Origin of the sequence: Vibrio sp. 11-4(1) (genome assembly GCF_013048625.1) — a bacterium.
GTDB classification, from domain to species: Bacteria; Pseudomonadota; Gammaproteobacteria; order Enterobacterales; family Vibrionaceae; genus Vibrio; species Vibrio diabolicus.
In genome coordinates this window covers 1-7,952 of the sequence record NZ_VHSY01000026.1, presented here as the reverse complement: position 1 = coordinate 7,952, position 7,952 = coordinate 1, and the positions used below count along the sequence as shown (strand labels likewise).

The following is a 7,952-nucleotide window of genomic DNA, read 5'->3' as shown; positions in this document are numbered from 1 at the left end:
TGAAGTATTTGCAACAACAATAGGGTTTGGGACTAACTCAGCTAATTTAGGATTATTACTAAATAAAACCTGAATACTTTTTGGTAAATCTAACATTGTTTACTCCTTTCATCATGAACTCTAACGCCGCATTAAGGTGTGAGCGGCGCTTGGCTATACTTGAGCGAAGCGAAACTGCCAAGCGTTGCGAATCACTCTTGAATGCTTTGTTATGTGCGTGCTAAACGATAGCGCCTTACCGCACCCTCACTCTCATCTGTGTAGTTACCGAGGTATTCACCACCACAGTTTGCGATGACCTTTTGAGATGCGGGATTGTCAATTGAGCAAGTAACAATAACTGAATCAGTGACAACATGGTCTCGCACCCAAGCAAGCAGAAAAGAGGCTACACCCTTACCACGAGCTGACGGTCTAGTTTCGTAGCCAATATGACCAATGACATTTTCTACGTTGGCATTAGTACCTTTGCGAACTCGGATTGCACCTAAAATTTCGGAGTTCGATACACAATAGTAAGTTGTGCTAGGTAAATATCCCTTGGGTAACTCGGAGATTGCCTTTGAACGTTCGACCAAACCTGACAAATAAGCTGTCGGATCTTGCTCCACACCCGAATATTTTGGAATACCCGATTCTAGGCATTCTTTCGCATAACTTGCTAATAATGGGGCCAAATCAAGGTTGGCCTATGTCAATTTTCCTCATAAGCACATAACGCCTTGTTAAGGTGTGAGGCACGCGATACCGAAGTTTCCGCATACCACCTTAACCACTAAAACTAACGCATAGTAAAAATGCCACACGTGCCGAATCACTCTTGAACAATTTGTTATAGCGGGACCTACAACTAGTTGATTAGCGCATTCAACCCCCATCCAGCACCAAACAAAATGGACAATAAGATTGCCTGTAAAGGAATAGACCCGAAAAAGGTAGACCAATACATCCCTCTTGCTTTGATCATCTCAGCTTTGCCTGAAGGAAAGTGCAAACCGATAAACGCTGCAACGATAGATGCTGGAACTAAAATCCAAAAACTTAGGTTTAGATAACCACATACAATCATGCCTAATAAAAGAATTGTTCCCAACATTTCACAAGCCCCTCGAAGTTACTTCGGTAATTCTCGAATAAAACCACACTATACTATTGAGTTTGCATTAGTTACTTGATCTATAAGCTATAACGCCCTGTTAAGGTGTGAGCAACGCATTACCGATGCCGCCGCATACCACCTTAAACACTAAAATCAACGCATAGTAAAAATGCCACGCGTTGCGAATCACTCTTAAACAGTTTGTTATATGCCCGAACTCATTGTGTACTCTGGATGTCCAGTGTGCTCGTCCAATTGCTCACTCACGACTTTGAAGCCTTGAGACAAATAGAATTGATAACTAGCCTGATTTTCCTTATATACAGAAAGACTCAATTCCGCCCTCTGAGTTTTAGCATGACTCAATAGTTGCTTACCAATGCCTTTACCTTGAAGTTCAGGAGAGACAAATATAGCAGCTAGGCTATTTTCATACAGTGCGTAAAAGCCGACTACTTTCGACTCAGCTTCGTAAACGTAAGTTTCTGAAGCTGGAATGTAGATGCTACGCATGTTTTCTACTTGAGATTCCCAGAACTTAGCCGAAATGAAATCGTGAGCTTTAACTGACGCTTTAAGCCAAATTTCAAGAACTGAATCCATGTCATTTTCGTTGTACTTTCTTATCATTTTAAAGCTCTAAATAGCAGAATTTATCGGGGCAATATAACGCCGCATTAAGGTGTGAGCTGCGCTTGGCTATACTTGAGCGAAGCGAAACTGCCAAGCGTTGCGAATCACTCTTAAATGCTTTGTTAGTTGCGTTCTTGCCACTCCGAACGCAACACCCCATATTTCACTGAATCGTAATACTCGCCTTCATAATAACGTACTTTTCTTAGCCTTGCTTCTTGTTGAAAACCCAACTTTAGCGCCAGAGACATCATGCGCGGATTGCCTGACCATGTTGTCAAACCGACCCTTTCGATTGTGTTATTTTCGAACAAGTATGATATCCATTGAGGAAGAGCCAACGCAGCGATACCTTGCCCCCAGAATTTGGAATCGTAGATCACCACACCAGCTTCAAGCCAACGAGTTTCTTCACATTCCCAATAACAGCTGACTGTCCCTATCGGAGTATCATCGACAGTGATTAACTGTAAATCTGAGCCGGCTAACAACCGTTGAAACGAAGACTTTTCAAACTGCTTTAATGAAGGGTGAGAGTACGGAAAATATGGACCATTAAACTGAGTCCATGCATCGTTTGAAGTAACCAAAGCATGGATTGATTCCAGTTCACTTGATTTTGCTGGTCTAATACTGATTCGTTTTTCTTCCACGATACTTCCCTATTCTTTGAAGCAAACTAACGCCCTGCTAAGGGGTGAGCAACGCAATACAAAAGCCGCCGCAAACCACCTTAATCACTCAAACCAACGCATAGTAAAAATGCCACGCGTTGCGAATCCCTCTTGAGCAGTTTGTTAGTTTGCAAACCCAAAGCGTTGATTTTACGTTATTTTAAACTTTGCAAACAACAAACTTTATGTGTTTTGATGCACTTAAGTCAGGCGTAGCCTCAAAGCGGCTACTCAATGAAACCACTTGGAACAAACAGCGCCGCAGAAAACGAACTCACAACACCAAAAAGCGCTTTTGGGAAACCAATCTCACAATGCGGACTTTCAACAAAGTCACTGAAACCACGTGGAACTTGCCACACCAAAGAAAGCGTCATTTCAGCGAGTAGATCGGCATTTATACCAACAAGCTCAACGAGCAGAGTTTCAGCAAAAAAGTTCAACTCAGTTAACCCAAAAGTCGCCGCACCAAAGAACAAATCACCCGTTGAAACGATACCAATTTTGAGTTTACACCACGCAAGTTAACACTGAAATTGAATGCCGATAAGACAATTTCGACTTTAAGCTTTTATCACTAGTTCTTGCGATATAGGCGCGTTTTTCCTCTTGCAAACTAACGCCCTGCTAAGGGGTGAGCAACGCAATACCGAAGCCGCCGCATACCACCTTAACCACTAAATTCAACGCATAGTAAAAATGCCACGCGTTGCGAATCCCTCTTGAGCAGTTTGTTAGCCGCTCATTCCCAAAGGTTATTGCTTACTCAACAAGAACTTACGCAAATCTCTCTCTGCACGCATAACAAACAGAATAAACACTTTGTCACCGTCTTGTTTATAGAAAACACGACATGGATTAACGACAACTTCACGATAACTTAAATGTTCTAGCTCGGGTGGAATACGACCTGACTCTGGGAAAGTTTGTAGGCGTTCGACTTTGGAGAAGATCGTTTGCACTAACTGCTTTGCAGCTACGATATTTTCAAGTGCGATGTATTCAGCGATATCGTTGAGGTCAGATAACGCTGGCTCAGTCCAGATTATTTCAGCCATTTTGACATTTTGTCCTTGGCTTCATCATGACTTACCACTTTACCGTCAGCTAGTGCACGCTCACCTCGTGCAATACCCTCAAGAATAGCTAAACGATTTTGCATAAACTCGTAGTCATCAACATCAACGAGATACGCGGATGGCTTACCATGCTCAGTAATTAACACTGGTTCTTTGGTGTCGTGGAGATCGGCGAGGATCTTAGTTGCTTGACGTTTGAGTGATGTAACTAGTTCTACTTTCATGAGAGCTGCTCCAAAGGAATACTAAAGTGATACTATTCTATCACTTTGAGCATAGCAAGCTCCATGACGGCTAACGCCCAATTAAGGTGTGAAGCACGCAATGACCAAGCCGCTGCATGGCACTTCAACACCCAAAACTACCGCATACCAAAAATGCCAAGCGTGCTGAATCACTCTTAAATTGTTTGTTATGCCACAATGCTAAAACCTACACCATCACTATCTACCGAGCGAAGCTCAACGTTAAATATATGGGTAACGGTGCTTGAGAATTTAACTTTTAACTGCTTTTTATCAAACTTTTCGTTGTGATTGCGGCAATAACTAAGCAAGTTCTTTTTAATTTGTGATTCGTGGACAACTATATCTGTTACAGACTCTATGTGACGAAGAAGCATACCCATGTCGTCGCGCTGATTGTTGCTTATAGGTTTTAAGTCTGTAGATACAACTAGATTTCCATCTATCCAATTCAGCACTGGTTAGAACTCCATTCACATTCTCGCAGCCGAATTTATATTGAAATTCAAACCCGGCACCACTTTTTATTAATGATGATTTCATACAACTCCATTTACAGATTTACTCTTGTGGCATAACGCCGCATTAAGGGGTGAACAACGCCACCACCCAAACTAAACCATTGTGCCGTAAACACTAAAGCTGATTCAAACCAAAACTGCCAAGCGTTGTGAATCCCTCTTGAATGCTTTGTTAGTTGCCAAACTTAAAGCTTTGATTTGGTGTTAATTACCGCTTTGCCAACACCAGCTTTATGTGTTTTAAGAAACTTAAATCAGGCGCAGTTTCAAAGCGCCTGTCACTGAAACCACTTGGAATATGCAGCGCCGTAGAAAACAGACTAACAACACCAAAAAGCTCATTTGAAAATGACAATATCACAGAGCTTACTCTCAACGAGTGAATCGCCTTCTGAAACAGAAAAACCACACAAGAAACCAAAGCTCGATTTTCGCAAACCCAAATAACTAAAAATTGAAATAAGAAAACCTAGTCAAAAACACACGGACATTAGCCCTAAACATTCTGATTTAGCTGCGCTTTTCTCGTTGGCAACTAACGCCCAATTAAGGTGTGAGCCACGCTGCCACGACACTCAATTTAGACACCGTAAACACTGAACTAGACCCAAACCAAAAATGCCAAGCGTGGGGAATCACGCTTAAATTGTTTGTTATGTTGAGGCTACTCGCCTATCTTCTTTGACATATTGAAACCTGTAATTTCAAAACCAACGTCTTTATACAACTTAAGTGCACGCTCATTATGATAAGCCACTCTCAGTTTAATTTGATTAATACCACTAGATTTCAACTGATTTTCAAGCTCTGAGATTGATTGAGTCCCATAGCCAAAGCCTCGATAATCATTTGAAATATAAAAATCATAAATAAATGTAGATTTATCTTCAATTTTCACTGAATGCCAGAGATAACCTACAAGCTTCATTTTACCGTCGATTTCAGCATCAATACATAGTAGAGAATGCTCACTACTTTCAAGCCCGTCTGGAAAACAACGGTGCAAGTCTTTCTTTGCCAACTCGATAGCAAGATCTAAAGAATGACCATAATTTTCGGCAATTTCCTGACTGTAATCGTCAATAAAATACTGACAATAATCTGGATATTCATCTTGCCGCATTTCTCTAAGTACAATCATATCAATCCTTTAAATACGATATATTCGAACCGCAACATAACGCCGCGTTAAGTGGTGAGCAACGCAGGCCACTGCACTTAAAGTATTGTGCCGTAAACACTAAAGCCGAAGTAAACCAAAAATGCCAAGCGTTGGGAATCCGTCTTAAACGCTTTGTTAGTAGGTCAACTCCAAGGGAGCACCTGTACTTTCTGCCACCTAGCCTTATAGCCATCGGTCATTTTGTTGTAGTTAGTTTCTGTCATTGCCTTTTTGTTAGGTTTGATCAACATATTAAATGCATCATCTAAGCCATAGGGGGTGAACAATTTAATGTTTCCTGCACTATCTAGAGTGAAACCAATAGCAATAGCAAAGGCAGAAAGCCAAGACTCGATACCTTGTTCAACTCGCTCATATGCCTGAATGGAACAACCAAACTTCTTAGAATAGCGCTCATGTATTAATGCTTGGTTTTTCACGTCAACGTCAACACTATGACTCAACCGCGAGCCAATGCGATTTTTGAACTCATCTTCAGTTACAAGGTTAGATCTATCGAAGTAGACAACATCAAAGTCTTTAACTTGAGCAAGAAGCGGTTTCCTGTCGATACTATTCCAGATGATTTGGGTAATAGCACCGCCTGCAATATAGAAGTTTGGCAGCCCTACTTCTTGGCACATCTCAGCTGTTTCGATCAATTCTGGAACTTGCTGAATTAGATGCTTTAGTTTTTGTTTATTCATCCTGACCTACTAACGCCCTGTTAAGGTGTGAGCAAGCAATACCAAAGCCACCGCATAACACCTTAAACACTGAAATCAACGCATAGTAAAAATGCCATGCGTTGCGAATCACTCTTAAACAGTTTGTTATACGTTCGTTTTGCCGGCTAGATAAACTTGCAGCTTTCGCTATCAAAAACTCTGGCTGCCAGTCCAATAGCCAAAAGTTCAATAATCTCTGCGTTTGCTTGAGACATTACGCAGTTAAAAGTGATAGCTCTTGGTTCATTTAAACTATCAACATCGAAATGAATCAAGACTTCTCCATTCTCGTACACAAACTGCTGTTGAGTTGGAATAAAGCCTAAAATACTATCAAATACTTGGTTTAACTTAAGAGGGTTGAACTCCATAGGAATCCAATCCTTTGGCAAGTCTTCAATTTCTGATTCTGTTTTTACAATAATTCCAATCATATGAACCTCAAGAACGTATAACGCCCTGTTAAGGTGTGAGCAACGCAATACCGAAGCTCCCGCATACCACCTTAAACACTAAAACCAACGCATAGTAAAAATGCCACGCGTTGCGAATCACTCTTAAACAGTTTGTTAAGCTTACTTTTCTACTTGGGCTGATAACATATATTCACCATCTTTTTTAATGATTTCTGGTGCAATTTTAAGTGCTTCAATTAGTCTGTCTCGTTTTTCACCTTCAGGCAGAGTAACTACTTCTTCATTCAATTTAACTTTCGCTGCATATATTGCAAATGCGGAAGATTCATCCCCCCTTAGCGCAGACTCAGACCAGAGCGTAAATGCTGACTCATATTTTTCTTCGTTAAACTGATCTAATCCTTCTATAACACTAACGTTAGATAACAACTTAGTAGCTAAGTCAGTTTTGTTAGGACTATCTTCAAGAACTAGAGCGATCAACGATTCCCTCACCCCTTTCATGTCTGACTCTAACTCTGTTAGTTTCTCAGTGTTTTTCCAAGCAGTCGTCGCTGAATAAAGTACAGCAACCAATACCACCCCTACTATTAAAAACTCTTTGATAAATTTTATAGTTTCTTTGCTCATGAATATTACCTCCTTGTATGCTTAACGCCCTGTTAAGGGGTGAGCAACGCAATACCGAAGCCGCCGCATGCAACCTTAAACACTAAAACCAACGCATAGTGAAAATGCCACGCGTTGCGAATCACTCTTGAACAGTTTGTTAGGTGCGTAACCAAAGTTGGTAAAAGTCTGTTTCATCGTGCTTGGGATTCTTGCGCACGAACTCCCAACCATGGCGCTTATAGAATGAGAGCGCGCGATGGTTAGTTCGGCTTACTGAAAGTACAGCACGCAAACAACCCGCTTTACTCAAAGTGCTTACAATATAATCCTGCACTTTTGGGGCGAGCCCTGAACCACGAAAATTCGGCTTTAAGTAAATGAGATGCACATAGCCAGTCTCCGGCTCGGGTGAAAAACTACGAAACTCTAATTGCCCTGCAAACTGACCATCCACAAATATATGGATATAGAACCATCCTGATGTTGCTAACCGGTCTAAGACTCGTTCACGATAACCACTGATGAAGTCGTCGATACCATCGCAATGCCCAAAACTACAAAAGTATGCATCTTTTCTCGCAGCAACGCACAATTCGAAATCATCAATGTTTATCTGCCGAAAAGCAATTTCCATACTTACCTTTTCCTTCAAGCACCTAACGCCCTGTTAAGGGGTGAGCAACGCAATACAAAAGCAGCCGCAAACCACCTTAATCACTAAAATCAACGCATAGTGAAAATGCCACGCGTTGCGAATCCCTCTTGAACAGTTTGTTATGCGAT

Annotated in this window: 13 protein-coding genes; all 13 read right to left on the bottom strand. The window is 41.3% G+C overall.

The genetic code is table 11. The features are described from left to right. Positions 1-209: 209 nt before the first annotated feature. Positions 210-677: a GNAT family N-acetyltransferase gene (locus FKN16_RS23610; RefSeq protein WP_170903670.1), complete on the bottom strand. Its 468-nt coding sequence runs from the start codon at positions 675-677 to the stop codon at positions 210-212. Between the two features lie 173 nt (positions 678-850). Beyond that, positions 851-1,096: a hypothetical protein gene (locus tag FKN16_RS23600; RefSeq protein WP_017449587.1), complete on the bottom strand. Its 246-nt coding sequence runs from the start codon at positions 1,094-1,096 to the stop codon at positions 851-853. Between the two features lie 207 nt (positions 1,097-1,303). Continuing rightward, positions 1,304-1,729 carry an N-acetyltransferase gene (locus tag FKN16_RS23590; protein ID WP_170903668.1) on the bottom strand — a complete coding sequence of 142 codons (426 nt, stop codon included), beginning with the start codon at positions 1,727-1,729 and terminating at the stop codon, positions 1,304-1,306. Between the two features lie 125 nt (positions 1,730-1,854). Next, entirely contained in the window at positions 1,855-2,385 is a 531-nt protein-coding gene (locus FKN16_RS23585) for a GNAT family protein (RefSeq protein WP_170903667.1), read from the bottom strand. A 248-nt stretch (positions 2,386-2,633) separates the two neighbouring features. Further along, positions 2,634-2,849 carry a hypothetical protein gene (locus FKN16_RS23575; protein WP_212756556.1) on the bottom strand — a complete coding sequence of 72 codons (216 nt, stop codon included), beginning with the start codon at positions 2,847-2,849 and terminating at the stop codon, positions 2,634-2,636. Between the two features lie 312 nt (positions 2,850-3,161). Continuing rightward, positions 3,162-3,464 (bottom strand): type II toxin-antitoxin system RelE/ParE family toxin, encoded by a 303-nt coding sequence (locus FKN16_RS23565; RefSeq protein WP_025548916.1) that lies wholly within the window; start codon positions 3,462-3,464, stop codon positions 3,162-3,164. Then, positions 3,452-3,709 (bottom strand): type II toxin-antitoxin system Phd/YefM family antitoxin, encoded by a 258-nt coding sequence (locus FKN16_RS23560; RefSeq protein ID WP_005448240.1) that lies wholly within the window; start codon positions 3,707-3,709, stop codon positions 3,452-3,454. Before FKN16_RS23560 ends, FKN16_RS23565 begins: the two co-directional genes overlap by 13 nt. 188 nt (positions 3,710-3,897) lie before the next feature. Continuing rightward, on the bottom strand, positions 3,898-4,188 hold the full coding sequence (locus tag FKN16_RS23550; RefSeq protein ID WP_170903665.1) for a hypothetical protein: 291 nt from the start codon (positions 4,186-4,188) through the stop codon (positions 3,898-3,900). Positions 4,189-4,915: 727 nt separating this feature from the next. Then, on the bottom strand, positions 4,916-5,392 hold the full coding sequence (locus tag FKN16_RS23545; RefSeq protein ID WP_170903664.1) for a GNAT family N-acetyltransferase: 477 nt from the start codon (positions 5,390-5,392) through the stop codon (positions 4,916-4,918). Between the two features lie 164 nt (positions 5,393-5,556). After that, the gene (locus FKN16_RS23540) at positions 5,557-6,120 is read right to left on the bottom strand and encodes a nucleotidyltransferase family protein (RefSeq protein ID WP_170903663.1); all 564 of its coding nucleotides are present in this window, start codon (positions 6,118-6,120) and stop codon (positions 5,557-5,559) included. Between the two features lie 146 nt (positions 6,121-6,266). Continuing rightward, complete coding sequence (locus FKN16_RS23530) at positions 6,267-6,575, bottom strand: hypothetical protein (RefSeq protein WP_045372057.1); 309 nt, start codon at positions 6,573-6,575, stop codon at positions 6,267-6,269. A 141-nt stretch (positions 6,576-6,716) separates the two neighbouring features. Then, positions 6,717-7,187, bottom strand: coding sequence for a hypothetical protein (locus FKN16_RS23520; RefSeq protein WP_170903661.1), 471 nt, complete (start codon positions 7,185-7,187; stop codon positions 6,717-6,719). Positions 7,188-7,326: 139 nt separating this feature from the next. After that, the gene (locus FKN16_RS23510) at positions 7,327-7,803 is read right to left on the bottom strand and encodes a GNAT family N-acetyltransferase (protein WP_053339495.1); all 477 of its coding nucleotides are present in this window, start codon (positions 7,801-7,803) and stop codon (positions 7,327-7,329) included. Positions 7,804-7,952 lie beyond the last annotated feature (149 nt).